Source organism: Billgrantia lactosivorans, assembly GCF_003254665.1.
GTDB classification, from domain to species: Bacteria; Pseudomonadota; Gammaproteobacteria; order Pseudomonadales; family Halomonadaceae; genus Halomonas; species Halomonas lactosivorans.
The window spans coordinates 267563-294031 of sequence record NZ_QHGY01000003.1 but is presented as its reverse complement, the minus strand read 5'-3'; the positions used below and the strand labels follow the sequence as shown (position 1 = coordinate 294031).

The 26469-nt window shown below is 66.3% G+C and carries 20 protein-coding genes; 11 read left to right on the top strand and 9 right to left on the bottom strand.

Going from position 1 to position 26469, the window contains the following annotated elements:
- Window positions 1–62: 62 nt before the first annotated feature.
- Window positions 63–677 carry a flavin reductase family protein gene (locus DIS04_RS09795; RefSeq protein ID WP_111413576.1) on the bottom strand — a complete coding sequence of 205 codons (615 nt, stop codon included), beginning with the start codon at window positions 675–677 and terminating at the stop codon, window positions 63–65.
- A complete protein-coding gene (locus tag DIS04_RS09790; protein WP_111413575.1) occupies window positions 674–1666 on the bottom strand; it encodes a 5'-nucleotidase in 993 nt (330 codons plus the stop codon). Before DIS04_RS09790 ends, DIS04_RS09795 begins: the two co-directional genes overlap by 4 nt.
- 170 nt (window positions 1667–1836) lie before the next feature.
- Between DIS04_RS09790 and recC the strand changes: the two genes are divergently transcribed.
- The gene (gene recC / locus DIS04_RS09785; RefSeq protein WP_111413574.1) at window positions 1837–5415 is read left to right on the top strand and encodes an exodeoxyribonuclease V subunit gamma; all 3579 of its coding nucleotides are present in this window, start codon (window positions 1837–1839) and stop codon (window positions 5413–5415) included.
- 9 nt (window positions 5416–5424) lie between these two features.
- Here recC and DIS04_RS09780 read toward each other — a convergent pair whose 3' ends face one another.
- Entirely contained in the window at window positions 5425–6333 is a 909-nt protein-coding gene (locus tag DIS04_RS09780) for a polyprenyl synthetase family protein (RefSeq protein WP_111413573.1), read from the bottom strand.
- Window positions 6334–6524: 191 nt separating this feature from the next.
- Here DIS04_RS09780 and fni point away from each other — a divergent pair, with 191 nt between their 5' ends.
- Genes fni through crtB form a run of 5 tightly spaced genes read left to right on the top strand, consistent with a single transcriptional unit; the run spans window position 6525 to window position 12489 of the window.
- Complete coding sequence (gene fni, locus DIS04_RS09775) at window positions 6525–7571, top strand: type 2 isopentenyl-diphosphate Delta-isomerase (protein ID WP_111413572.1); 1047 nt, start codon at window positions 6525–6527, stop codon at window positions 7569–7571.
- 1 nt (window position 7572) lies between these two features.
- Window positions 7573–8859, top strand: a complete 1287-nt coding sequence (locus DIS04_RS09770; RefSeq protein ID WP_111413571.1) for a nucleotide disphospho-sugar-binding domain-containing protein — start codon at window positions 7573–7575, stop codon at window positions 8857–8859.
- Window positions 8856–10043: a lycopene beta-cyclase CrtY gene (crtY, locus tag DIS04_RS09765; protein ID WP_111413570.1), complete on the top strand. Its 1188-nt coding sequence runs from the start codon at window positions 8856–8858 to the stop codon at window positions 10041–10043. Before DIS04_RS09770 ends, crtY begins: the two co-directional genes overlap by 4 nt.
- The gene (locus tag DIS04_RS09760) at window positions 10040–11527 is read left to right on the top strand and encodes a phytoene desaturase (protein WP_111413569.1); all 1488 of its coding nucleotides are present in this window, start codon (window positions 10040–10042) and stop codon (window positions 11525–11527) included. Before crtY ends, DIS04_RS09760 begins: the two co-directional genes overlap by 4 nt.
- Window positions 11524–12489 carry a 15-cis-phytoene synthase CrtB gene (gene crtB / locus DIS04_RS09755; RefSeq protein WP_111413568.1) on the top strand — a complete coding sequence of 322 codons (966 nt, stop codon included), beginning with the start codon at window positions 11524–11526 and terminating at the stop codon, window positions 12487–12489. The genes DIS04_RS09760 and crtB overlap by 4 nt, the downstream gene beginning before the upstream one ends.
- Here crtB and DIS04_RS09750 read toward each other — a convergent pair.
- Window positions 12389–12940 (bottom strand): sterol desaturase family protein, encoded by a 552-nt coding sequence (locus tag DIS04_RS09750; protein WP_111413567.1) that lies wholly within the window; start codon window positions 12938–12940, stop codon window positions 12389–12391. The genes crtB and DIS04_RS09750 overlap by 101 nt on opposite strands.
- Window positions 12937–13401: a hypothetical protein gene (locus DIS04_RS09745; RefSeq protein WP_111413566.1), complete on the bottom strand. Its 465-nt coding sequence runs from the start codon at window positions 13399–13401 to the stop codon at window positions 12937–12939. The genes DIS04_RS09750 and DIS04_RS09745 overlap by 4 nt, the downstream gene beginning before the upstream one ends.
- 168 nt (window positions 13402–13569) lie before the next feature.
- Here DIS04_RS09745 and recB point away from each other — a divergent pair, with 168 nt between their 5' ends.
- From recB to DIS04_RS09730, 3 genes are all read left to right on the top strand, one after another.
- Window positions 13570–17349 carry an exodeoxyribonuclease V subunit beta gene (gene recB, locus DIS04_RS09740; RefSeq protein ID WP_111413565.1) on the top strand — a complete coding sequence of 1260 codons (3780 nt, stop codon included), beginning with the start codon at window positions 13570–13572 and terminating at the stop codon, window positions 17347–17349.
- Window positions 17346–19703 (top strand): exodeoxyribonuclease V subunit alpha, encoded by a 2358-nt coding sequence (recD, locus tag DIS04_RS09735; RefSeq protein ID WP_111413564.1) that lies wholly within the window; start codon window positions 17346–17348, stop codon window positions 19701–19703. Before recB ends, recD begins: the two co-directional genes overlap by 4 nt.
- 61 nt (window positions 19704–19764) lie before the next feature.
- On the top strand, window positions 19765–20520 hold the full coding sequence (locus DIS04_RS09730; RefSeq protein ID WP_111413563.1) for a phosphatase PAP2 family protein: 756 nt from the start codon (window positions 19765–19767) through the stop codon (window positions 20518–20520).
- Window positions 20521–20914: 394 nt separating this feature from the next.
- Here the strand turns inward: DIS04_RS09730 and DIS04_RS09720 are convergent, their stop codons facing one another.
- Window positions 20915–22606: an AIPR family protein gene (locus tag DIS04_RS09720; protein ID WP_111413561.1), complete on the bottom strand. Its 1692-nt coding sequence runs from the start codon at window positions 22604–22606 to the stop codon at window positions 20915–20917.
- 660 nt (window positions 22607–23266) lie between these two features.
- Here DIS04_RS09720 and DIS04_RS09715 point away from each other — a divergent pair.
- Complete coding sequence (locus DIS04_RS09715; protein ID WP_111413560.1) at window positions 23267–24076, top strand: ion transporter; 810 nt, start codon at window positions 23267–23269, stop codon at window positions 24074–24076.
- A 179-nt stretch (window positions 24077–24255) separates the two neighbouring features.
- Here the strand turns inward: DIS04_RS09715 and DIS04_RS09710 are convergent, their stop codons facing one another.
- Window positions 24256–24618, bottom strand: coding sequence for a HepT-like ribonuclease domain-containing protein (locus DIS04_RS09710; RefSeq protein WP_111413559.1), 363 nt, complete (start codon window positions 24616–24618; stop codon window positions 24256–24258).
- On the bottom strand, window positions 24611–24901 hold the full coding sequence (locus tag DIS04_RS09705; RefSeq protein ID WP_111413558.1) for a nucleotidyltransferase family protein: 291 nt from the start codon (window positions 24899–24901) through the stop codon (window positions 24611–24613). The genes DIS04_RS09710 and DIS04_RS09705 overlap by 8 nt, the downstream gene beginning before the upstream one ends.
- Window positions 24902–25265: 364 nt before the next feature.
- On the opposite strand from DIS04_RS09705, the gene DIS04_RS09695 reads away from it, so the two are divergent.
- Entirely contained in the window at window positions 25266–25580 is a 315-nt protein-coding gene (locus tag DIS04_RS09695; protein WP_179951246.1) for a helix-turn-helix domain-containing protein, read from the top strand.
- A 12-nt stretch (window positions 25581–25592) separates the two neighbouring features.
- On the opposite strand, the gene DIS04_RS09690 is transcribed toward DIS04_RS09695, so the two are convergent.
- Window positions 25593–26447 carry a DUF6544 family protein gene (locus DIS04_RS09690; protein ID WP_111413556.1) on the bottom strand — a complete coding sequence of 285 codons (855 nt, stop codon included), beginning with the start codon at window positions 26445–26447 and terminating at the stop codon, window positions 25593–25595.
- Window positions 26448–26469 lie beyond the last annotated feature (22 nt).

Genomic DNA, 26469 nt, shown 5'->3' with positions numbered 1-26469 from the left:
TTTCAGCAGGATAGCCGTTAATACATCGAAGGAGAGATTATCTCTCACCCCAGCGCGTTGCCTCAGGCGGGCCGTTCCAGCCCGAACAGGTCGCTGGTGCGAGCGTAGTCGCTGCCCGCCATGCGCCCGATGGGCTTGAGCGCCTCGACGCTCACGTGACGGCCGTTCCAGACCGCGTCGTCGATGTGGATCGACACGACCTCGGCCAGCACCAGGCAGCCCGCCATGGGCCGGTCGCCGAAGCGCATGATCTCGCGCAGCCGGCAGCCGAAGGCCACCGGCGCCGCCGCCACCCGCGGCACCGACAGCCCCGGCATGGCGACCTTCTCCAGGCCGGCCAGGGCGAACTCGTCCTCTCCCGCCGGCAAGCTGGCACTGGTGGCATTCAGTTCATTGACCAGCGCCTCGCCGCTGATGTGCACCACGCACTCCGGTACCTGCTCCAGGTTGCGGATGGTGTCCTTGGGCTGCCCTTCGCCATTGAGCAGCGGCGAGAAACCCAGCACCGGCGGCGCCACACTCACCACGTTGAAGAAGGAGAACGGCGCCAGGTTGGTGTTGCCGTCGCGATCGTGCGTCGACACCCAGGCGATGGGGCGCGGGCAGATCGTCCCGCAGAACAGGCGATAGATGGCCCCATTGCTCAGCGGTAACTCTTCCAGCAGATAGTCGCTCATGTATGATCCTCTTCCAGCGATGAATGGCCAGGCCGAGTGGCGACTCCAGGATTGGCACCCACTCCCTGGTTTAGCTGCCCGAACGGTACATGCACTGAGGGCAGAATATCGCTAGTGGCCGAAAGGTGAGACGCCTGATCGTCGAAGAAAATATGCGGCTTGATGATGCCGAGGACATGCTCCTTGGCGATGCCGCCGAGGAAATAGGCCTCGTTGACCGTCACACCCCAACTGCGCATGGTATGGATGACCCGCTCATGGGCCGGCGCATTGCGGGCCGTCACTATTGAAACTCTAACTTTGGGACGATAGGCGCCCTGCGTATCCTCTTCGCGCTGCTTCTCGAGCATCTGGATATGGGCCAGCTTGCGCAGGAAAACGGCAAGCAAACCCGCCTCGGAAGGCACCTGGGCATTGGCCCGTTCGTATTCGCGAAACGCCTCGATCCCCTGCTGCTGGTAGATGGTTTCGGACTCGTCGGTGACCAGCACGCCATCGAAGTCGAAGGCGATGCGCAGCTCCTCTTCGTCGGTCAGATCGAGATCGCCTGACGACAGCACCTGCCCCGCCGGGTGCCCCGCCAGTATTGCCTGATCGACATCCTGGCGATTGGCCGACAGAAAGAGGCTGATATTCAAAGCCGGAATGAAGCGGTGGGGATAGCGACCCTGCAGGAAGATCGCCCGCGTGATGCCCAGCTCATGGTGCTCGATCGATTTCATGACGCGCAGACCGGTTTCCGGATCGTTGCGCGATAGCAGCACCACCTCGATGGGCGGATTGTCCGGGCTCAGCTCGTTCAATGACAGCAGGCGCTTGATGAAGGGAAAAGCAACGCCGGTGCCGAGTGGCGTGTTTTCGTTTTCGCGCTGGTAAATGCGATAGGACGCCTCCCCCTGCTCGCGGAAGACCCGGTCGGACTCGGCCAGATCGAACAGGGCGCTGGATGCCAGCCCGATTACCAGGCGTTCGCTGAGGTCATAGGCCATGGCCGTCCTTGATGAAGAAGTGCAACGCACGATCTCCAGACCATGCCTCAGAGTTTTCGGCCAGACAAGCGCCTATCCGTATAGGCGTCTCGGCTTGGAAGCGCATGACTGTAAAAGCGTAAACCTGTAAAACTGCAAAACTGTATTTAAGTTTGCAGCAAGGACCCGCCATGCCGTTCGCCGCCCCCCAGGAGAATGCCCTCACCCCCGGCTTCATGGTCGTTCACGGCAATCGCCTGGAGGACCTGCGCGGCGTGGCGGTGGAGTGGATGAAGCGCCACCCGCTGGCGCCGCTGGAGAACGAGACGATCCTGGTGCAGAGCAACGGCATCGGCCAGTGGATGAAGCTGGCGCTGGCCGCCGACGAGGCCGACGGCGGCAGCGGCATCGCCGCCGCGCTGGACGTCACCCTGCCGGCGCGCTTCCTGTGGCAGGCCTACCGCGCGGTGCTCAACCACGTGGAAGGCGACCCCAATGCGGTGCCGGCCACCTCGCCCTTCGACAAGTCGCGCCTGCTGTGGCGCCTGCTGCGCCTGCTGCCGGAGCGGATGCCGCGCGACGAGTTCGCCCCGCTGCGCCGCTTCCTCGAGGGCGACAGCGACCTGCGCAAGCATCACCAGCTCGCCGAGCGCCTGGCCGACCTGCTCGACCAGTACCAGGTGTACCGCGCCGACTGGCTCGAGGCCTGGTCCCGCGGCGAGGACGTGCTGATCTCCGCCCGCGGCGAGGCCCGTCCCATCGACGACACCCAGCGCTGGCAGCCCGCCCTGTGGCGGGCCGTGGTGAACAGCGTTGCCGAGGACGTGGGCGACGACGGCGTGGCCTCCAGCCGCGCCATGGTGCACCGGCGTTTTCTCGCCGCCGCCCGCGAGCTTCGCAGCAACGAGTGCCCCCCGGGCCTGCCCCGCCGGGTGATGGTGTTCGGCATCTCCTCGCTGCCGCAGCAGGCGCTGGAGGCGCTGGCCGCCATCGCCCGCTGCTGCCAGGTGGTGCTGTGCGTGCACAACCCCTGCCAGCACTACTGGGCCGACATCATCGAGCACAAGGACCTGCTCCGTGCCCGGCGCTACCGCCAGCGACGCAAGGCAGGCATGCCGGAGCGGCTCGACGTGCTCGGCGATGGGGAAGGCGAGAGCGCCTTGCACCTGCACGCCCAGCCGCTGCTCGCCGCCTGGGGCAAGCAGGGCCGCGACTACCTGCGCCTGCTCGACGAGCACGACGACGCCCAGCAGTACGAGTCCCTGTTCAAGGCCGACTCGCTGCGCATCGACCTGTTCGAGCCCTTCGTGCGCGAAGGCGACGGCCGGCTGCTGCAGCAGTTGCAGGACGACATCCGCGAGCTGCGCCCGCTGCACGAGACCCGCGACACCTGGCCGGCGGTGGACCCGAGCCGCGACGACTCCCTCGTCTTCCACGCCGCCCACAGCCCCCAGCGCGAGGTCGAGATCCTCCACGACCAGCTGCTCGCCGCCTTCAGCGCCGACCCGACTCTCAAGCCCCGCGACGTGATCGTGATGGTGCCGGATATCGACCACTATGCCCCGCACATTCAGGCGGTCTTCGGACAACTGGAGCGCGACGACCCGCGCCATATCCCCTTCACCCTCTCCGACCAGGGCAGCCGCCACCGCCTGCCGCTGCTGATCGCGCTGGAGAAACTGCTGCGCCTGCCGGAGCTGCGACTCTCGGTGAGCGACCTGCTCGACCTGCTCGACGTGCCCGCCCTGCGCGCGCGCTTCGGCATCGACGAGCAGGACGTGCCCACCCTGCGCCGCTGGATCGAGGGCGCCGGCATCCGCTGGGGGCTCGACGCCGGCCAGCGCGGCAGCCTCGACCTGCCCGCCGGCATGGAGCAGAACACCTGGGCCTTCGGCCTGCGCCGTCTGCTGCTCGGCTATGCCGTGGGCGAGGCCGCCAGCGGCCCGTGGCAGGGCATCGAACCCTTCGACGACATCGGCGGGCTGGAGGCGGCGCTGGCCGGCCCGCTGGCCGCGCTGCTGGATACCCTGGAGCAACAGTGGCGCCGCCTGCGCGAGCCCACCGACGTGACCGGCTGGGTAGCACGCCTGCGCACCCTGCTGGAGGCGAGCTTTCTGGCGGAAGCACCGGAAGACAGCCTGATGCTGGCCCAGCTCGAACAGGCGCTGCAGGCGTGGCAGGAGAGCGCCGAGGAGGCCGGGCTTGCCCGCGACCTGCCGCTCTCGGTGGTGCGCGAGCACTGGCTGGCCCAGGTCGACGAGCCGAGCCTGTCGCAGCGCTTCCTGGCCGGGGCGGTGAACTTCGCCACCCTGATGCCGATGCGCGCCATTCCCTTCAAGCGGGTGTGCCTGCTGGGCATGAACGACGGCGACTATCCGCGCAGCCAGCCGCCGATGGACTTCGACCTGATGAACGGGGACTACCGCCCCGGCGACCGCTCGCGCCGCGAGGACGACCGCTACCTGTTCCTCGAGGCGCTGCTCTCCGCCCGCGAGCAGCTCTACGTGAGCTGGGTGGGCCGCAGCATCGTCGACAACAGCGAAAAGCCGCCCTCGGTGCTGGTCGGCCAGCTGCGCGATCATCTCCAGGCCGGCTGGCGCACAAGCGATGGCAGCGACCTGCTCGACGCCCTTACCACCGAGCACCCGCTGCAGCCGTTCAGCCGCACCTACTTTCCCACCACGGCGCAGCAGGCCGAGCGCAGCGTCGCCGCCCAGCGGCTGTTCACCTTCGCCCACGAGTGGCGCGAGGTGCATGGTGAAGCGCCCCCGCCAGCGGCGCCTCCCGAGCTCGAGGAATTCACGCAGGATTCCCCGCTGACGCTGGCGCAACTGGGCAATTTCCTGCGCGACCCGGCCCGCGCCTTCTTCACCACCCGGCTCAAGGTCTTCCTGGAGCGCGAGGACATCGTCAGCCTCGATCACGAACCCTTCGACCTGGACGGCCTCGCCAACTGGCAGCTGCAGGACCTGCTGATCCGCGAGCAGCGCCGCGCCGTGGACGAAGGCCGTGAGCGCCAGCCAGTACTGCTCGACACCCTGGACCGGTTGCAGGGCCAAGGCGTACTGGCCATGGGTGCCTTCGGCGAGCGCATGCGCGCACAGCTCAGCGAACCGATGGAGGCGCTGTTCGAGGCCTACGAGGAAGCCCTGGAAGCCTGGCCCCGCGCCATCGAGGAGCCCGAGCCGGTGCTGCTCGACGTGCCCGGCGCCCCGTCCATCGAAGACTGGCTCGACGAGCTGCGCGAGAGTGAATCGGGCGAGCGCTGCCGCCTAGTGCTCGCCAGCAGCAGCCTGGTCAAGAAGGGCAAGTACCGCTGGTCGCACATCCTGCGCCACTGGGTCGCGCACCTGGCCGGCCACCTGAACGACAGGCCCATGACCACGCGCCTGCTCTCCAAGGCCGGCCACGTCACCCTGCCGCCCCTCGACCCGGAAGCCGCCCGGATGCAGCTGCGCGAGATCGTCCGTGCCTGGCAGGCCGGCATGCGGATGCCGTTGCCGCTGGCCTGCGACACCGCCTTCGTGTGGCTGAGCAAGCTGGGAACGCCCGACAGCGAGCGCGACAGCGACGCCTGGCACGCCGCCGCCAGCGCCTACGATGGCGACGCCTTCAATGCCGGCGAGGCGGGTCGCAACGCCTACCTCGCCCACCGCTGGCCGAGCTTCACCGCGCTCTTTGATGCCCGCCGGGACAGGCTCGGCTTCGCCGAACTCACCGAGCGGCTGCTCGCCCCGGTGCATCAAGCGGTGAAAGGGCAAAGCGCGTGACCCGCTCCATCAGGTGGCGCTCATGAGCCAGGCGGAAAGCGCCTGAACGTAGCGGCGTATCGGCTGCTCGGGCCGGAAGACCGCCGCCAGATGCCGCTCGGCCTGCTCCAGCTGGCTGCCTAGTTGCCGCCGCACCGTCTCCGCCCCGAGCAGGGCGATCAACGTCGTCTTGTCTCGATCCTGCCCCGCATCCTTGCCAGCGCCGCCGCTCTCGTCGATGAGATCGTCGTAGTGCTGAAAGGCCTGGCCCAATGCCTGGGCGAAGCGGCCCAGCTCGGCAGCGGCGAGCTCGTCCGCCTCGCCGACGACAGCCGCCATGTGCATGGCGGCTTCGAACAGCGCCCCCGTCTTGAGCGCATTGGTGGTCGCCACGGCCTGCGCCGAATCCCCGCGGGCGCCGGCGTGCAGGTCACGATACTGCCCCTTCACCAGGCCCCGCATGCCTGTCGCCTCGGCCAGCCTGCCGACCAGCTGCGCACGCGCCTCGGCCGGTACGCCGGGTGTCGAGGCCACCAGGCGAAAGGCTTCGGTCAGCAGCGCCACGGCGGCAAGCACCGCCACATCCTCGCCGAACTGGCGGTGGATGGTCGGCTGGCCGCGGCGTAGCTGGGCGTCGTCCATGCAGGGCAGGTCGTCGAGGATCAGCGAAGCGCCATGGACCATTTCCGTGGCGCATCCCAGGTCAAGCAGCGCCGCGGAATCGCCGCCCAGGCCCTGCCCGGCCAGCACCAGCAGCATGGGCCGGATGCGCTTTCCCGGCGAGAGCAGGCACGCCCGCATGGCGAGCCCCACCGGATCCTCTTCGCCCTCGGCCGTGGGCAGCAGCGCCTCGAGCCGCCCGACAAGGCGATCTCGAAGCGCGTCGAACTCATCAGGCTCGTGGGAAAGGCCGTCGATTCGTGGCACGGGTAGGTTCATCGCGCTTCTCTCCTTCAGGCGCCAGCCAGGGACGAGCTACAGGCCAAGGGCGTGAATACGGCTGGTTGACGCGTAGCGCTATTAGACTAGAATCTTATACAAGGGTTTCACAAGGACTATATGCTAGTACTATAGTCCGTGCCTCGAGCCGTCGCTCCGGCTCGGCACTTCGCCCTCCCGGGAGGCTTCTCATGGCCGAAGATGACCTGGTCCACCGCAAGAACGATCACCTGAACATCGTGCTGGGCATGGAGCCGGGCGCTGCTCCCGTCACGACCGGCCTGTCGCGCTATCGCTTCCGCCACTGCGCCCTGCCGGAAATCGACCTGGATGCCATCGATCTCGGCACGACCTGGTTCGGCAAACCGCTACGCGCCCCGCTGTTGATCAGCTCCATGACCGGCGGCGCCACCCGGGCGGCAGCGATCAACCATCACCTCGCGGAGGCGGCCGAAGCCCTGGGGATCGCCCTGGGCGTGGGTTCGCAGCGTGTCGCCCTGCAGTCCGGCGCCGACCATGGCCTGACGCGCGAGCTGCGGCGCATCGCCCCCAGCATCCCGCTGCTCGGCAACATCGGCGCATCGCAACTGCTCGAGCCCCAGGGGATCGACTGGGCCAGGCGCGCCGTGGAGATGATCGGTGCCGATGCGATGATCGTGCATCTCAATCCGCTGCAGGAGGCCGTGCAGGCCGGTGGCGACCGCGACTGGCGCGGCGTGCTGCAGGCCATTGAAAGGCTGGCCGGGGCACTCGGCGTGCCGGTAGTGGCGAAGGAGGTGGGCGCCGGCATCTCGGCGCCGGTGGCGCAATCCCTGCTGGCGGCCGGCGTGGCGGCCATCGACGTGGCGGGCGCCGGCGGCACCAGTTGGGCCAGGGTGGAAGGCGAGCGCGCCAGCAGCGAGAGCGCACGCCGGGTGGCAATGGCCTTCGCCGACTGGGGCATTCCCACGGCCGAGGCGCTGGTGAGCGTGCGCCGGGCGCTGCCGGATACGCCGCTGATCGCCTCGGGCGGCATCCGCAACGGCGTCGAGGTCGCCAAGGCGATCCGCCTGGGGGCCGACCTGGTGGCGCAGGCGGCCGCGGTACTGCACAGCGCCACGCAGTCGACCGAAGCCGTGGTCGAGCACTTCCAGGTCGTCATCGAGCAGCTGCGCATCGCCTGCTTCTGCACCGGCAGCGCTAACCTGGCCGAGCTACGCCACGCCCCGCTGTCACCGCTTGACGCAGCGCCGGCCTGACATGGCACACCATATCGGTGTCGTCGCACCGCCCTTGCCCAGCCACTTTGGCGCCCTGCAGGCACTGGCGGAAGCGCTGGCCGAGCGCGGCCACCGCGTCACCTTCCTGCACCAGCCGGAGGCCGCCCGCTGGCTCGACTCAGCTCGGCTAGCCTTCCACCCCCTGGGCCACGCCAGCCATCCGCCCGGCTCGCTGGCACGCACCCTGCGCCTGGCGGCCCGCCCCGGCGGCCCGCTGGGGCTGCACCGGCTGATCGCCGACATGAGCCGCACCACCGACATGCTGTGCCGTGAGCTGCCCTCGGCCCTCGATGCCCTCGGCATCGATGCCCTGCTCTGCGACCAGATGGAGGCCGCCGGCGGCCTAGTGGCCGAGGCCGGCGGGCGGCCCTTCGTCTCCGTGGCCTGCGCCCTGCCGGTCAATCGCGAAGCGGGCCTGCCGCTGCCGGTCATGCCCTTCGCCTACGGCCGGCAGCGGCGCGACGTACAGCGCTACAGCGCCAGCGAGCGGGTCTACGACCTGCTGATGCGCGAGCATCGGCGCACCGTGGCCCGGCACGCCAGGCGGCTCGGCCTCGCCGCGCGGGAGGGCCTGCACGAATGCCTCTCGCCACGTGCCCAGATCAGCCAGACGGTGGCAGGATTCGAGCTGCCGCGTCGCCTGCCCGCGCATTTTCACCATGTCGGGCCGCTGCGCCCGGCCGACCCCCAGACGTGGGAGCCCCGGTCGCTGGAACCCCGGGCGTTGACACCGGAGCCGGAGGCAACGCGCCGTCGCCCGCTGGTCTTCGCCTCGCTGGGAACGCTGCAGGGCCATCGCTTCGAGCTGTTTCGACGCATCGTGCGGGCCTGCCAGCCGCTTGACGTCGAGCTGCTGGTGGCGCACTGCGGCGGCCTGGACCGCCGCCAGGAGGAGACGCTGCGTCACGCGGGCGCGAGCCAGGTGGCGGCCAGTTTCCCGCAGCGGGCGGTACTGTCCCGCGCCGATGCGGTGATCACCCATGGCGGACTCAACACGGTGATGGACGCCCTGGCGACCCGCACGCCGATGCTGGTGCTGCCGCTCGCCTTCGACCAGCCCGGCGTGGCCGCTCGCGTCGTGCATGCCGGCGTGGGGTTGCGCGCCTCGCCGCGTCTCGACGGCCGTCGCTCGCTGCGCGCCAAGCTGGCCACCCTGCTGGCGGGGAACGCCTTCGCCCCCGCCCTGGCGCGTCTCGGCGCCGAGGTCGAGGCGGCCGGCGGCTGCCTCCGAGCGGCGGACATCGTCGAGGAGGCCTTCACCGCATGAGTGCACGCCACGACCTGATCCTGGTGGGGGGCGGCCTGGCCAACGGCCTGATTGCCCTGCGGCTCAAGCAGACCCGCCCCGAGCTCGACCTGCTGGTGCTGGAGCAGGCGGCCTCGCCCGGGGGCAACCATACCTGGTCGTTCCACGACGATGACCTCAGCCCCGCGCAGTGGGCCTGGGTCGAACCGCTGGTGGGCTGCCGCTGGCCGCGCCACGAGGTACGTTTCCCCCAGCGGCGGCGCATGCTGCCGAGCGGCTACGCCAGCATCTTCTCGGAGGACTTCGCCGCCCTGCTGCGCGCCTCGCTCGGCGATGCCCTGCGGGTCAAGGCGCGGGTGGCGAAGCTCGGCCCTACCCAGGTACGGCTGAGCGACGGCCGCACCCTGCACGCCGGCGCGGTCATCGACGGCCGCGGCGTGGCGCCGAGCGCCCACCTGGCGCTGGGCTACCAGGCCTTTCTCGGCCGCGAACTGCAGCTTGCCCGCCCCCACGGGCTCGAGGCGCCCATCCTGATGGATGCCACGGTCGCCCAGGGCGACGGTTACCGCTTCGTCTACGTGCTGCCCTTTTCCGCCGACACCCTGCTGATCGAGGACACGCACTATGTCGACGCCGGCCAGGTCGAACAGGGCCGGGTCGAGCCGCGGCGCCTGCGCGACAACATCAGCGCCTATGCGCAGGCCAATGGCTGGACCGTCGACACCGTCATCCGCGAGGAGCGCGGCGTGCTGCCGATCACCCTGGCCGGCGACATCGAGGCCTTCTGGCACGAGGCCCAGCAGCAACCACGCAGCGGCCTGCGGGCGGGGCTGTTCCACCCCACCACCGGCTATTCGCTGCCCCATGCCGTGCGCCTGGCGGACCACATCGCCGGCCTCGACGACCTGAGCGCACCGGCCCTGTTCGACGCCATCCATCGGCTCGCGCTGGCAGAGTGGCGGCGCCAGGGCTATTTCCGCCTGCTCAACCGCATGCTGTTCCTCGCCGGCCGCCCCGAGCGGCGCTGGCAGGTCATGCAACGCTTCTACGGCCTGCCGGCACCGCTGATACAGCGCTTCTACGCCGGGCGCCTCACCGCCCTGGACAAGCTGCGCATCGTCTCAGGCAAGCCACCGGTGCCCATGGGCGAGGCACTGCGTGCCGCACGGCTCGGCTCACCTCATCTGATCAGGACCCCGCAATGACGACTCCTCGACGTGCCGTGGTCATCGGCGCCGGCTTCGGCGGCCTGGCACTGGCCATTCGCCTGCAGGCCGGCGGCATGCAGACCACACTGCTGGAGAAGCGCGACAAGCCCGGTGGGCGCGCCTACGTCTACCAGGAAGCAGGCTTCACCTTCGACGCCGGCCCCACGGTGATCACCGACCCCACCGCGCTGGAGGAGCTGTTCGCCCTGGCCGGCCGGAGGATGGCGGACTACGTCGAGCTGCTGCCGGTCGCGCCCTTCTACCGCCTGTGCTGGGAAAACGCGCCCGCCTTCGACTACGTCAACGACCAGGCCGAACTGGAGCGGCAGATCGCCCAGCGCCGGCCTGCCGATGTGGCGGGCTACCGGCGCTTCCTGGCCTACTCCCGCGCCGTGTTCGAAGAGGGCTACCTCAAGCTCGGGGCGGTGCCGTTCCTGAATTTTCGCGACATGGCCCGCGCCGGGCCGCAGCTCGCCCGGCTGCAGGCGTGGCGCAGCGTCCACGCTCAGGTGGCGCGCTTCGTCCGGGACGAGCACCTGCGCCAGGCGCTCTCCTTCCACTCGCTGCTGGTGGGCGGCAATCCCTTTGCCACCTCGTCGATCTACACCTTGATCCACGCCCTCGAGCGCGAATGGGGGGTGTGGTTCCCGCGCGGCGGCACCGGTGCGCTGGTGCAGGGGATGGTCAGGCTGTTCGAGGAGCTCGGCGGCACGCTCGAACTCAACGCCAGCGTGGACCACATCGAGGTCGAACAGGAGCGGGTCAGCGCCGTCCTGCTTGACGACGGTCGCCGCTTCGAGATCGATGCGCTGGCCTCGAATGCCGACGTGATGCACACCTACGGGCACCTGCTGCGCGGCCACCCGCGGGGCGTCGGCGAGGCCAGGCGGCTCGGGCGCAAGCGCTTCAGCATGTCGCTGTTCGTGATCTACTTCGGCCTCGACATGCCGCCCCCGGCGGGGATGGCCCACCACACCGTCTGTTTCGGCCCACGCTATCGCGAGCTGATCGACGAGATCTTCAAGGCCGGAACCCTGGCCGACGACTTCTCGCTCTACCTGCACGCCCCCTGCGTCACCGACCCCTCGCTCGCCCCGCCCGGCGGCAGTGCCCACTACGTGCTGGCGCCGGTACCCCACCTGGGCAATGCGCCCATCGACTGGGCGCGGGAGGGGCCGCGCTACCGCGATCGCATTCTCGACTATCTCGAGCGCCACTACATGCCGGGGCTTCGCGAGCACCTGGTCACCTGCCGCCACTTCACGCCGGAAGACTTCCGCGACGAGCTCAACGCGCATCTCGGTTCGGCCTTCTCGCTGGAGCCGATCCTCACCCAGAGCGCCTGGTTTCGCCCGCACAACCGCGACGACCGCATCGACAACCTCTACCTGGTCGGCGCCGGCACCCACCCGGGCGCCGGCGTACCGGGGGTGATCGGGTCGGCCAAGGCGACGGCCAGGCTGATGCTGGAGCAGCCATGAACCAGGCCGTCGTCGATCACGCCGCCCAGACCATCCAGGCCGGCTCGAAGAGCTTCGCCACCGCTGCCAGGCTGTTCGACCCCGACACCCGCCGCAGCGCGGTCATGCTCTATGCCTGGTGCCGCCACTGCGACGACGTGATCGATGGTCAGACCCTGGGGTTCGCCAGCTCCCCCGGCGCGCAGCAGAACGGCGAGCGGCGGCTGGACGAGCTGCGCGAGCTGACTCGCCGCGCCTACGCCGGGGAGCCGATGGCCGAACCGGCCTTCGCCGCCTTTCAGGACGTGGTGCAGCGCCACGCCATTCCCGAGCGCTACCCGCTGGAGCACCTGGAGGGCTTCGCCATGGACGTACGGGGCACGCGCTACGAGACGCTCGACGACACCCTGCGCTACTGCTACGGGGTGGCCGGCGTGGTGGGCATCATGATGGCGCGGATCATGGGCGCCGACGAGGAGGCGACCCTGGACCGCGCCTGCGACCTGGGCCTGGCCTTCCAGTTGACCAACATCGCACGCGACATCGTCGAGGATGCCGCCATGGGCCGCTGCTACCTGCCCGCCCAGTGGCTGCGCGAGGCGGGCATTCCCGAGCACAGCCTGGCCGCGGCGGAGTATCGCCCCGCCCTGGCGCACCTGGCGGCGCGCCTGGTGGAGAGCGCCGAGCCCTACTACCGCTCCGCCCGCGGCGGGCTGGGCGCGCTCCCGCTGCGCTCGGCCTGGGCCATCGCCACGGCGCACGGGGTCTATCGCCAAATCGGGATGAAGGTGAAGGCCCGCGGCCCTCACGCCTGGGACGGCCGGGTCTCGACCGGCAAGGGAGAAAAGCTGCGCCTGCTGGCTCGCGGCGCGGCCATGGCGCTCAGCTCCCGCCGCGAGACGCCCGCGCCGCGTCCGCCGACGCTGTGGCAGCGCCCTCTCTCGCCAGCGGCCCGTCATGGCGCTCGCGCAGCTGGCGCTTGAGCCGCGACACCGGCGGGGCGAACAGGAAGCCGAACGACACGCAGCCATCGCGGCCGCGCACCGCATGGTGCATCAGGTGGGCCTGGTAGAGTCGCTTGAGGTAGCCGCGCCGCGGCACGTAGCGAAACGGCCAGCGCTGATGCACCAGGCCGTCGTGGGCGACGAAGTAGAGAAAACCGTAGGCGGTCATGCCGGCACCGATCCATTGCAGCGGATACCGGCCCGCGGTACCCAACGCGATCAGCACGATGGCGATGCTGGCGAAGGCCACGGCGTAGAGATCGTTCTTCTCGAACCAGCCGCGCCGCTCGGGGGAATCGGGTGGCTCATGGTGCGAGCGATGCCAGCCCCACCCCCAGCCGTGCATGATGTACTTGTGCGCAAACCAGGCGAACAGCTCCATGCCGATCACGGTGAGCAGCACGATCAGAACGGGGACGAGCACGTTCATTGCGGCAGCGCCTCCAGCGCCTGGCGCAGCGCCGCGGCAGAATCGAAGGTGCGGCGCTCGTTGACCGTCAGCCCCTCCAGCCCCAGCCACAGCACGTCGTCGTCGCCGAGACGCTCCGGGGCGACCCGGCTGTCGTAGTCGAGCAGCACCCGGTAGTGGGCCGAGCGCATTGCCGGCACCATCACCATGCGCGTGATCATCTTCGGCATGCGCGACACGTCGGCCACGTAGAGCGCAGCTTGCGACTCGAGGAAGCCCTCGGGTAGCGCCTCCAACGCCTCGTTCGCCACGTCGGCCGCCTTGCGGCTGCTGGCGACCAGCAGCAGGCGCGTGTCGGGGGCGATCAGCACGTCATCGCCGAACTGATCCTCCAGGGTCCAGGCCCTGATCCGCTCGCCTTCCGCCACGGCCAGGGCGGTACCGCTGAACAGCACCAGCAGCAGCGCAACAAGAACTCTCATCGACGCATCCTCATCCAGGTTGCCAGCCTGCTTCCATGGTAACGCAGTGCGTGCCGCCTGGCGCTACCCACGATGGTCCGGCGTCATGGGGCCCGGAAACGTTTATCGCCTCGGCGTTTTCCGGCACCATTGGCCGGAGACAGGGACTCACCGGGCGGGGAACGAGGCATGAGCGAGATCACGCAGCTGGACCCATTGGCGTTTCCGCTCCACGGCAGCCGCCTGATCGAAGCCAGCGCCGGCACCGGCAAGACCTTCACCATCGCCCTGCTCTACGTGCGCCTGGTGCTCGGCGCCCGCTCGGCCGACGACGCTGCCGCCTTCGAGCGCCCGCTCACGCCGCCCGAGATCCTCGTCGTCACCTTTACCAACGCCGCCACCCAGGAGCTGCGCGAGCGGATTCGCGCGCGGCTGGTCGAGGCGGCGGATGTTTTTCTACAACCGGCGGAAGGAGCCGAGGGCGACGGTCTTCTTCTTCAATTACGCGACCAGTATGACCCCGCCACCTGGCCCGCCTGCGCCCGGCGCCTGCAGCTCGCCGCCGAATGGATGGACGAAGCCGCCGTCTCCACCATCCACAGCTGGTGCTACCGCATGCTGCGCGAGCACGCCTTCGACAGCGGCAGCCTGTTCTCGCTCGACCTGGAAAACGACCAGACCGAGCTGGAGCTCGAGGTGGTGCGCGACTACTGGCGCAGCTTCTACTACCCGCTCAACCTAGACGAGCTGGCCACGGTGGTGCGCCACTGGAGCACGCCCGAGCAGCTCCACGCCGCCGTGCGCGGCCTGATGCCCGAAGCCGAGGCACTGAACAAGCACGCCCCACCCCCGGCCGAAACAGTCGCCAATGCCCAGCGCGAGACCGCCGAGCGCCTGGCCCAGCTCAAGGCCCCCTGGCCCCAGTGGGTGGACGAGTGCGAAGCGCTGTTCGAGGAGGCCGCCCAGCACAAGGCCTTCAAGGGCCAGAGCTTCAACGCCAGGAGCCGCGCCAACTGGCTCGGCGCCCTGCGTGAATGGTGCCAAGGGGAGGCCACCTGGCCCGGCCTGACCGACGCCGCCTGGAAGCGCCTCACGCCCCAGGGCATGGCCGATATCTGGCTCAAGGGCGAGCCGCCGGATCACCCGGCGCTGGCTGCGCTGGAAAAGCTCCAGGATGAACTCAACGCCCTGCCCGATCCCTACGCGGACCTGCTCACCCACGCCGTGCACTGGTGCCGGGCGCGGCTCGACCGCGAGCAGGAACGCCGCGCCGAGATGGGCCCCAACGAGCTGCTCACCCATCTCGACCGGGCGCTGGCCGGCCCCAACTGCGAGGCGCTGGGCGCACAGATCCGCCGGCAGTTCCCGGTCGCCCTGGTCGACGAGTTCCAGGACACCGACCCGGTGCAGTACCGCATCTTCGACTGCGTCTACCGCATCCGCGAGAATCGCCCCGAGTGCGGTGTGTTTCTGATCGGCGACCCCAAGCAGGCGATCTACGCCTTCCGCGGCGCCGACATCCATACCTACCTGCGCGCCCGCCGCGACACCCAAGGCCGCCACGTCACCCTGGGCACCAACTTCCGCTCCAGCCGCGAGATGGTCGAGGCGGTGAACCGCTGCTTCGCATTCGCCGAGGCGCACCCGCCCGGCGCCTTCCTGTTCAACTCGCCCGAGGGGAACCCTGTTCCCTTCCTGCCTGTGGGAGCGAAAGGCCGCAAGGACTCACTCACCCGCCAGGGCCAGCCGCTGCCGGCCATGACCCTGTGGCAGCTCGAGTGCGACGAACCGCTCTCCAAGACCGCCTACCAGCAGGAGATGGCCGAGCGCTGCGCCTCCACCATGGTGGAGCTGCTCAACGAGGGGCTAAGCGGCAGTGCCGGTTTTCAAGAGGAGGGAACGCTCAAGCCGCTCAAGCCCTCCGACATGGCGGTGCTGGTCAACGGCCTGGGCGAGGCGCGCTCGATCCGCCAGGCGCTGGCCCGGCGCGGGGTGAAGAGCGTCTACCTCTCCGACAAGGACAAGGTGTTCGCCTCGCTCGTCGCCCCCCAGCTCGACGCCTGGCTGCGCGCCTGTGCGGCACCCGACGACGACAGGCTGTTGCGTACTGCCCTGGCCACCCCGGTGCTGGGGCTCGATATCGCCACGCTGGATCGCTTGAACGAAGACGAGCTGGCCTGGGAAGGCCGCGTGCTGCAGTTCCGCGACTACCACCGGCTGTGGCAGCGCCAGGGCGTGCTGCCACTGGTGCGCAAGATCATCCACGACTTCGACGTGGCGCAGCGGCTGCTTGCCGGCGGACCCGCCAGCGAGGGTGAGCGCTTCCTGACGGATCTGCTGCACCTGGGTGAACTCTTGCAGCACGCCAGCCAGGAGCTAGACGGCGAACACGCGCTGATCCGCTTTCTCGCCGAGGCCATCGCCAACCCCGAAGGCCATGGCGATACCCACAAGCTGCGCCTGGAGAGCGACGCCGACCTGGTGCAGGTCATCACCATTCACAAGTCCAAGGGGCTGGAGTACCCGCTGGTGTTCCTGCCCTTCATCTGCAACCACCGCCCGACGAAGAAGGACGACTCGCCGCTGCGCTGGCACGACGCCGAGGGCCGCCTGCGCATCAGCCTGGAAGCCGACGAGCAGACCCTGGCCACCGTCGACCGCGAGCGCCTGGGCGAGGACTTGCGCAAGCTCTACGTGGCGCTGACCCGCGCTCGCCACGCCACCTGGCTCGGCATGGCCCCGCTCAAGGGCGGCGAAGGCAGCGCCATCGGCCAACTGCTGGCCAACGGCGAAGCGCTGAGCCCGTCAGGATTCGACAGCGCACTCGCACGACTCAAGGGCGACTGCGCCGCCATCGAGATCGCCCCGGCGCCGCCGGCCCACGCCCAGATCGTCACCCAGACCGAGCGCGACGACGCCCTCGGCGAAGCGCGCATTCCAACGCGCCCCGCCCGCGAGCACTGGTGGATCGCCAGCTACTCGGCGCTGCGCCTCTCCGGCGAGACTGTCACCGTCGTATCGGCCAGCGCCCCAGTAAGGGCTGACTTACCTGTCAAACCCCACGACAGCGAAGCGCAGCGAAGCGGCAGCCTGCCGGAGCCCGCCACCGCCATGGAAGCCACCGCGCTGGAAGTGTTGGAGGAACCCCGCGACAGCGGCCAGGGCGAACCGCTACCCTCGCTACACAGGTTTCCGAGAGGCCCAGGCCCTGGCACCTTCCTTCACGGCATTCTCGAATGGGCCGGCGAGCACGGCTTCGCCCGCGTGGCCCGCGACCCCGCCCTGCGCGAGGAAACCCTGGCCCGGCGCTGCCAGGTGCGCGGCTGGCAGCCGTGGCTGAACACGCTGCACGCCTGGTTCGGCACCCTGCTCGCCGCCCCGCTGCCGCTGCCCAACGGCGCGGGCCGCCTCAGGCTCGAAGCGCTGACGAGCTACCAGGTGGAGATGGAGTTCTGGTTCGCCTCGCGCCAGGTCGACACTCGCCGGCTGGACGCCCTCGTAAGTGCTTACACACTGGCAAGCCCGGATAACGGCTCGGGTGCCGGCCTGCCCCGCCCCGCGCTGGATGCCGACACCCTCAACGGCATGCTCAAGGGCTTCATCGACCTGGTGTTCGAGCATGAGGGCCGCTATTACGTGGCCGACTGGAAATCGAACCACCTGGGGCCGGACGACAGCGCCTACAGCCGGGAGGCCATGCGCCAGGCGGTGGCCGCCAAGCGCTACGACCTGCAGTACGCGCTCTACCTGCTGGCCCTGCACCGGCTGCTCAAGGCGCGCCTGCCGGGCTACGACTACGACCGGCATATCGGCGGCTCGCTCACGGTCTTTCTCCGGGGCGCCAATGCGGAGAGCCGCGGCGTCCACGCCGAGCGCCCCCCGCGGGAGCTGATCGAAGCGCTGGACGCGCTGTTCCAGGGCGACGCCCGAGCGGTAGGCACCCGCACCACCACGGAGGCGCCGGCATGAGCAAGCGCAGCAAGCACCACGACGACGCCACCCCGGACCTGTTCGCCGATCTCGGTGAGGAACCAGCAGGCAGCCGCCAGGCAGCCGACGAGGGCGCCGAACCTGAACCGCCCCAAGCCGAGCCGGAACCGAACCAGACCGCGCAGGGCAATGTACAAGCCGCGCGCCACGATACTCAGGCATTGTTCGCCCTGCTCGACCGCTGGGTGGAACGCGGCTGGCTGCGCGCGCTGGACCGGGCGCTGGCGAGCTTCTTCCAGCGCGAGGTGAGCGACGCCCCACCCCTGCTGCTGCTCGCCGCGGCGCTGGCCAGCCATCAGCTCGGCCGCGGCCACGTGTGCCTCGATCTCGCCCAGACCCTGGCCGCCCCCGACCTGGCGCTCTCGCTGCCGCCGGAAGGCGACGACCTCAGCGACCCGCCGCCGCTGCCCAGCGACCTATTGGCCGAGCTGGAACTCGCCACCTGGCACGCTGCCCTGCACCACCCTGCCCTGGTGGCGGACGGCAACGAACCACCGGGAAACACCCCGCTGGTGCGCAGCGAGCACGACGGCAACGTGCGGCTCTACCTGCGCCGCTACTGGCAGTACGAGCAGGACATTCGCGGCCTGATCGGCAGCCGACTTACTGCCACCACCGATACAGAAACCGATACCGTCACCCTGGCCCGGGCGCTGGCCGCGCTCTTCACCCCGGGGCATGAACTCGACTGGCAGCAGGCCGCCTGTGCGCTGGCCAGCCGCTCGCGCTTCGCCGTGATCACCGGCGGCCCCGGCACCGGCAAGACCACCACCGTGGTCAAGCTGCTCGCCCTGCTGCAGGCGCTGGCCCTGGGCGAAACCACACCAGTTGGCTCCGCCGCCCCGCGCCCGCTGCGCATTCGCCTGGCCGCCCCCACCGGCAAGGCCGCCGCCCGGCTCAACGAATCCATCGCCAAGCAGGTGCAGGGCCTTTCGCTGGTGGAGCTGGCCGCCGCCGCGGGCCAACAGGGTGTGGATATCCCGACCCTGCGCGACAGCATTCCCACCGAAGTGACCACGCTGCACCGCCTGCTGGGCTCGCGGCCGGATACCCGCCACTTCCGTCACCACGCCGGCAACCCGCTGGCGCTGGACGCCCTGGTGATCGACGAAGCCTCGATGGTGGATATCGAGATGATGGCCGCCGTGCTCACCGCCCTGCCGCCCAGGGCGCGGCTGATCCTGCTCGGCGACAAGGACCAGCTCGCCTCGGTGGAAGCCGGCGCCGTGCTCGGCGACCTGTGCCAGCGCGCCGAAGGCGGCCACTACACCCCGGCCACCTGCGACTGGCTGCAACGGGTGACCGGCACGCCGATTCCCGAACAGTACCAGGACGAAGGCGGCCAGCCGCTGGACCAGGCCATCGCCATGCTGCGGGTAAGCCACCGCTTCGATGCCAAGAGCGGCATCGGCCAGCTCGCCGAAGCGGTCAACCGCCCGCTCGCACCCGAGCATGGGCAAAAAGAGAAAAAACGCGCGGTACGCGAAATCTTCGGCACTGATGGAAAGCCACGCTACGCCGACATCGCCCGCCTCGCCCTGGCGGACGCCGACGACCCGGCGCTGGATCGCCTGGTGGTGAACGGCAACCCGGCCGGTTTCATCAACGGCGGCGAAGGCCGCCACGACCGCCGCGGCGAGCCCATCGCCCCGCCCCGCGGCTACGCCCACTACCTGGACGTGATGCAGGCAGCGCGCCCCGCCCAGCCCTACTTCGGCGAAGGTGAAGCGCGCCAGCCCTACGACGACTGGGCCCGCCAGATACTCGCCGCCCACGGCCACTTCCAGTTGCTGTGCGCACTGAGGAAAGGCCCCTGGGGAATCGAGGGGCTGAACCCGCGCATCGGCCGCGCCCTGCGTCGCGCCGGCTGGCTCCAGGCCAGCGACCTGGAGCTGGAACAGGGCTGGTTCGAAGGCCGCCCGGTGCTCGTTACCCGCAACGACTACGGCCTGGGGCTGATGAACGGCGATATCGGCATCACCCTCGCCGTGCCCGAAGCTCGCAGCGCCAGCGAAGCGCCCGGCCGCACCCTGCTGCGCGTCGCCTTTCCGGCCAGCGACGGCAGCGGCGCCATCAAGTGGGTACTGCCCAGCCGCCTGCAAGCGGTGGAAACCGTCTTCGCCATGACGGTACACAAATCCCAAGGCTCGGAGTTCACCCACACCGCCCTGCTGCTCCCCGACGCCCCCAACCCCATCCTTACCCGGGAACTGGTCTACACCGGCATCACCCGCGCACGGGACTGGCTGACGCTGGTGGAGACGGGCCGCGGGATGCTGGATGACGCGGTGACGAGGGAGGTGGTCAGGGTGAGTGGACTGGGGAAGTTGTAATAAAGTCCAAGGGGTGCCCTGGAAATCGAAATGTATGGTTATCAAAGCAAGGGAGTTGCGAATGAAGCACTACAGAAAAATCGAACATGTGAGACGCCACGGCCTTTCCCTGCTGGCTCGGCTCGGCCGCTACGAGTTGGCAGTGCTGCTGTGCGTCTCGGTACTTTCCGGCGGGGTCTGGGGGTTCATCGAGCTGGCCGATGCCGTCATCGAGGGAGAGACCCAGAGCATCGACGAGACCCTGCTGCTCTCCCTGCGCAATCCTGCCGATCACACCGATCCGCTCGGCCCGGGCTGGGTCGAGGAAATGGGGCGAGACTTTACCGCGCTCGGCGGTGTCGGCGTGCTGGTCGTGATCACCCTGGGCGCCCTGGGTTACCTCGTACTCGCCCGGAATTATCGCGCGGCGCTCTTTGCCTCGGTCGCGGTGCCCGGCGGCATGCTGCTCAGCACGCTGATGAAGATGGGCTTCGATCGCCCCCGGCCCGACCTCGTGCCGCATGAAGCCATGGTCTACACCGCGAGCTTCCCCAGCGGCCATTCGATGATGTCTGCCGTCACCTACCTCACCCTGGCCGCCCTGCTCATCCGGGTACAGCCGGCGCTGAGGCTGAAGGCCTACCTGCTGATAATGGCGATACTGCTCACCCTGCTGGTGGGCATGAGCCGTGTCTACCTCGGCGTGCATTGGCCGACGGATGTACTTGCCGGCTGGACCGCCGGAGCGGCCTGGGCCGCGCTGTGCTGGCTGGTGATGCGCTGGTTGCAGCGGCGCGGGCAGGTAGAGACAGAGGAGAGTCGGCCGGGCACTGAGTAGGTGCTCAAGCGATGGGAGCCGCAGCATCAAGTGGTGCTGCGGCTGCCAACACCCCCAATCCCATCCTCACGCTGGAGCTGGTCTACACCGGCATCACGCGTGCAAGGGACTGGCTCACGCTGGTAGAGACGGGGCGCGGGATGCTGGATGAGGCGGTGACGAGAGAGGTGGTGAGGGTGAGTGGGTTGGGAAGGTTGTAGAAAAGCCGATATCGCCACTACTGGTGATGTCGGCTATCGGCCATGAGCGGACATTTTAGGCTTTCTTGGTATAACGCCAGAGCGCGCCGGCGTACTTTAGTGTGTCCGAGTGACGCGACTGGTTATACAGCGCTTGATCCGGGCTCAAATCAACCTCGCTCGACCAAATAAGCCTTTAGGCCAATGCAGGTGTCTCAAATTGCTCTCGCAAGGTCCGAACAAAGGGCACTAATGGGATCAGCCTTTTTCCGCATTACGTCTTTAGAGTACTGTGCGACCAATCTTGCTGAAGTCTTTTTGCACCAAGTCGGACTTTTGAGTTCATTCTTATAGTCAAACGACTCCGCATCCTCGTCTACAATTTCAGCATTGAGATCGAAGGCAAGTGACTTCGCGAGGGAACCAAAGAGGTCGAAAAGCTCTGTTTGCCGTCCAGACCTGATGACCCCTTCCATATTATTTAACATTGCCACGCCCTTTGATTCCGTTCTAATCAGACTGACAACTGCATAGGCCAAGAAGTATTTCGTAAGATTGTAATAAGCAAAATGTTTATCCTCAATAGCATCAAGCGCCGACTCAACCGACTTGAAGCACTCCCAATAGCCTACAATCCTCGCACCAGTGACCTCAGGCCTACCGAATATATTGGAGTGAAGGTCATCCATCACCTTGTATTTCTGGTGACAGCTCCATGGTTGTGCAAGATCCATCGCTAATAAAATCAGGCCGGCGGACTCGTTTTTAAGAACTGTCTTGCCCTTGTTAGCCTCCCCTTGCTTAATCTCATACGCAATAGTGTCATTGCTAATGACACTAACTTCAGCTTTAAGTCGTCGCTGAATATTGTGATTGGATTTTAAATCACGCGCTTTTATCGCGTTTTGGTTGTTGCTGTTCTTGGTAATCCGCTGGGAAAGAACCAGGTCATCCTTTGTTTCTATTAGCTTCACCAAAATTTTGAGATCATCTGTGATCTTCGACCTCTCAGACGCCAACGAAGATAGGCTTTGTGCGCCGTTGACCACAACGTAGTCCTCAACCTCGATACGCTCCTCCGATTCGGAAACTATCTCCTTGCACAGCACATTGATTCCGTTGTGATACAGCGGAAAATTCTTGTGCTCGCTTTTTTCCCTTATGCTCTGCCTCAGCCCTTTGTTGACCTTGGTGTTTCCAAGAGCCAGCCGAACGTTCTGCTCGAATAGAGTTCCATCTGCGATTCCGTTCATTTTGAGCAGATTGAGGGCTGGGGCCAAAAACAGTCGGGCAGCGGCCCCTCCGGCGTCATATTCGATGACATGAGAGTCAGAAACGTCGAAATAATATCTGCCCTTTATACCACCATCTACATCCAAATCGACGTACTCATTAGCGATCGCATCCGCATCAAAGAGTTCGATTTTTGCCAGTTTGGCGAGAATTGCTTTTGCATCGTCGTTTGCTCGCGCATTGCTTATGAAAACACCGAGCACGTCGTATCCGCTATTTACCTTGGAGGAAAGGCGCGTTCTGGCGATGGTCTTCTTAAGTCTATCGTTTTTAGTCTCGTTATAAACTTCGTCAATTTTTTCTTTGCTGTCGAATTGCTGGAGAGTTCCGTAGAACTCTTTAATGTCAGTATCGCCAAACTCAGCGTCGTCCTTAGTCTTCGTTTTCGCCTGAATTATATAGACGGTTTCGGAAACATCGTCGACATAGATGGCGTCTACACCCTTATCGTGCTTATCATCCACACAGGCATCATCGGCATCAATTTCTTCCAGTCGATATATGTTCTCCAAGAACCATCTAACAAACCGGCCAGAAAAGTCGGGAGCCCGCTTCTCATAAGGTTTTAGTTCGCGCTGGGAGAAAGAGTTATAGTTGAGATAGTTAACTTTCATTGGCCTTCTTCATTTTCGTCGATTATAAATTTCGCTGTGATTTTCGTGTTTCCAGGACTAGGCATTGTCCGCCTCCTGTTAATAACAGATGACCATATTAGACCGTATAGCACCAGTCACCACGCATGCCACATAACAAGGATGAACATACATGCTGCCTTTGCCGGCTGTCCGCTTAGGGTCGATACCGGCCAGCTTGACGGTAACCGTACTCGCGAAGCTAGATAGTGGTGGATGTATACGGCACTGCATAACCTGCGCTGGACGGTCAAGCGGCTGAAGCGTCATACGAGTCTCGATGGCTTCCCTAATCATGTGCTGTCCCTGTGCGTACGGCTGTGTCGTTATGTATCTTTGCGTTTCAGCCTAGCACTGGGGCATGGCTTTTCCCATGCGCAGGATCAACGGACCGACCAATGGTCGAGCCAAGTGATTATCGTCGCCCCCCCTGGCGGCAGGAAACGTGCTGCTGCTCCAGAAGCGCGTCCAAGAGCGGCCTTCCGCCATGCGGTCCGAGCCGCAGAGGGCCCGGAGGAAGCGTTGGCATAGCGCCAATCCTTGCGAATGAGCATTATGCTAATAATGCTGCGATCCCCATTCGCTTGGGCAATGGGTCTGAGAATCGTGTACTGATCAGCTGGCGATGGGATAGGGGGATGCATGCAGCCATTGGATAGCCAGAAGGCCAGCCCCTATGCCGGTTGGCGCCGCCGCCTTTACCTAATGCTCGAGCCCACCGCTCGCCAAGCCCCTGGGCTGTCGATCATCAACCGCTTCATCGCTGGCCTGATAATCCTCGCGACTGCACTGACCATTCTGGAGACGGAGCCGGTAGTCCGAGCGCTTGCGCCTAGCCTCTTCGTCACCGCAGAGGCAGTGCTGGCCTTGGCTTTTCTGGTCGAGTACGTCGCGCGCGTGATTGCGGCTGGCGAAGATCCCCGCTATCGCGGGCTGGCTGGGCGCCTGCGCTTCATGGTTAGCCCATGGGCGATCTTCGACCTGCTCGCTATCTTGCCTTTCTTCCTGACCATGGGGGCAGTCAACGCCTTTGCGTTACGTCTGCTCAAACTGATACGGCTGCTCAGGCTCGCGCGCCTGGGGCACTTCTCCAACGCGATTGGCGATCTCTACCAGGCAGTGCGCGGGCGACGCTACGAACTCACGGTGAGTCTGATGGTGGCTGTGGCGTTGCTGATCGTCACCAGCAGCGTGATCTATGTCCTGGAAGCCAGCCATCAGCCCGAGGCCTTCGGGAGCATTCCCAGGGCACTCTGGTGGAGCGTGGCCACACTCACCACGGTGGGTTATGGGGACGTGACCCCGGTGACCGCGGCTGGGCAGCTGTTTGCGGGCCTGACCGCCATCGTCGGCATCGGCATGATCGCCATGCCGACCGGCATCCTGGCTGCTGCTTTCAGCGATGCCATGCAGAAACGTCGGGAGCAGGCTGAAAACAACAACAACAAGTGACAAGAGAGGGAGCGGAGGATGGCACTTCGATTTCGTCAGCGGATCCGTATTGCGCCAGGCATAAGCCTGAACCTCAGAAAAGCGGAGTCGGGAGGAAAGGGTACCGAAAAAACGAGATAGACCGACGCCATGCATGACGATCAAGCAGCGCGGTATATGGAGCAGTAGGCACTACACTGCTATTCGGCTTCTTTCGGTTTTTTGACTTCACGTAGCTGTTCCAATAATTCGGGAATATTGTCCTGGATGATGCTCCATACGGTATCGTCGTCAATCCCAAGATAGGCATGGATCAAGCGATTCCTGGTAGCGATGATCATCCGCCAGGGAATGTCCGGATACTGCTGACGAACCGTAAGTGGAATACGGGTTGCCGCTTCGCCGATCAGCTCGAGATTTCGCAGTGTGGCGTCGTAGGTAAGGTCATGCACGGTGAAGCTATCCTGATCCAAGCCATCAGTATAGGACAGGACCTTCTCAGCAAAACCGATCATGTCATCGATATAGAAGCGCCATTCGCGCTTGAGACGAGAATCAGACACGCACTGCCTCACGCTCCACATGGGGTCTAAGCTCGGGACGTAGCGCCTTATCGGTCACTAGATCTACCGGATGGCCCAACAGATCCTCCAGGTAGAACTGCACACCGAAATAACGCGCCGAGGTAGCCGGGCCCTCAAAGCTCACCAGGATATCGATATCGCTGTCGTCGCGAGCCTCATCGCGCGACATGGAACCAAAAAGTGCCAACGAGGTAACGCCATACTCACTGGATAGCGACGGTAGGTGTTCTCGCAACAGCTGTAACGTCTCGGTTCTGTTCATTTTGCGCTACCTCAGCAACGTTGAGCCTTCGGCAACCCGATAACGATGGCAGCCCATGGCCTAGCCTAGCATGGGTGGCAACCTAGGGCCTGCTCGTAGGATAGGTTGCCACACCAGGGCGTTTGACATGGCTTGGCGCTGCAGCAAAAATATACGCAATCTGCGTACATCGCATCAAAGCAACGTTTCTCGAACTGCCACCCTTCGAGCGGCACCGATCCACCTACTTCGATGACGCCGCCTTTCGTGCCTGCCAGAATTTCTTGCTTCAGAACCCTGGGGCCGGTGATGTCATCCAAGGGGGGAGGCTGCGAAAGACCCTGAGACAGCTGCTGGATGCGGAAATCAACGCGAGGCCATGACCATGGGCCGTAACATCTTTGACGAACTCATCGAGGGCTTCGATGCATTGGCAGATGAGCGCCAAGGCAAGCGCACGCTGCGCTCCCACTCCGTAGAGCTGGCAGAGGTTCCCGACGTCACAGCCAGCGAACTCATCGAGCTGCGGGAGCGACTGCATATGTCCCGCCCGGTTTTCGCCATGTACCTCCGCACCAACCCAAGGACGCTGGAGAATTGGGAGCAAGGCCGCGCCAAGCCCAATGCCCAGGCCATGACACTCATCCGGCTCGTCCAGAAGTATCCTGAAACCCTCGAGCATCTCGCTGATCTTGCCTAGTGCCATTGAGCGCTACGGCACCGAAAACCGCACCTCCCCCACCCTCACCCGAAAGAATGGAAAGTACGCCTCCGTGCCGAAGTGGTTGCCGCCGTCGACCTTGGTGGGCAGGGTGAAGCCTTCGAAGTTACGGAAGTCGTCGAGATAGCCGCCGAAGGGCTGGAGTCGCCACTCTTTCTCGGGGTTGGCGTTGCTCCAGCGCTGGAACTGTACCCAGCGCGGTTGGCCGTTTTCGGCCACGGCGATCTCTATCGCTTGTTCCAGGGAGCCGTGGGTGACGAACGCGCGTGCCAGGCTGGGCTCGCCGGTCTCTTCCCAGCGCACTCCGTGCTGGGGCAGCAGCGCTGCCGGGGCCCAGAAGGCGGCTTCCGCCACGGCTCGCCCAAACGAGGCGCGCAGGTGGTTGTCGTCGCCCCCGGCCCTGGCGACGGGCAACGTGCCGTTGAGCCAGAAGCGCGTCCAGGAGTGGCCGTTCGCCATGCCATCCGAGCCGCTCATCTGCATGAGGCCGGCGCCGGCCCGTTCGAGGTGCCAGATGAAGCCGTGTGGTGGCGCGAGTATCTGGCGTGCCTGCATGGGACGGTAGCCGGGTGCTTCCTTGCTACCCAGGCCGATCTCGCCTGTCATCTGTATTTCACTGACGACGTGAAGCGGCGTGCCCGGGGCGATGGTGTAGCGGAAGTAGCGCCGGGCGGCGTCGGGCAGGCCTTCCACCATGGCGGGGTCGAACGCTTCGACGCTGGCGGGCGCCTGGGATTGCAGCCAGACCCAGGCCCTCTCCATCGCGCGGTTGTCGGTCAGGCGCCACGCCTGCATGGCCAGTGCCGCTACCAGCAGCAGACCCACCGCCGTTGCCAGGTACGCCATCCGGTCTCTCCTGCGCTCTGCT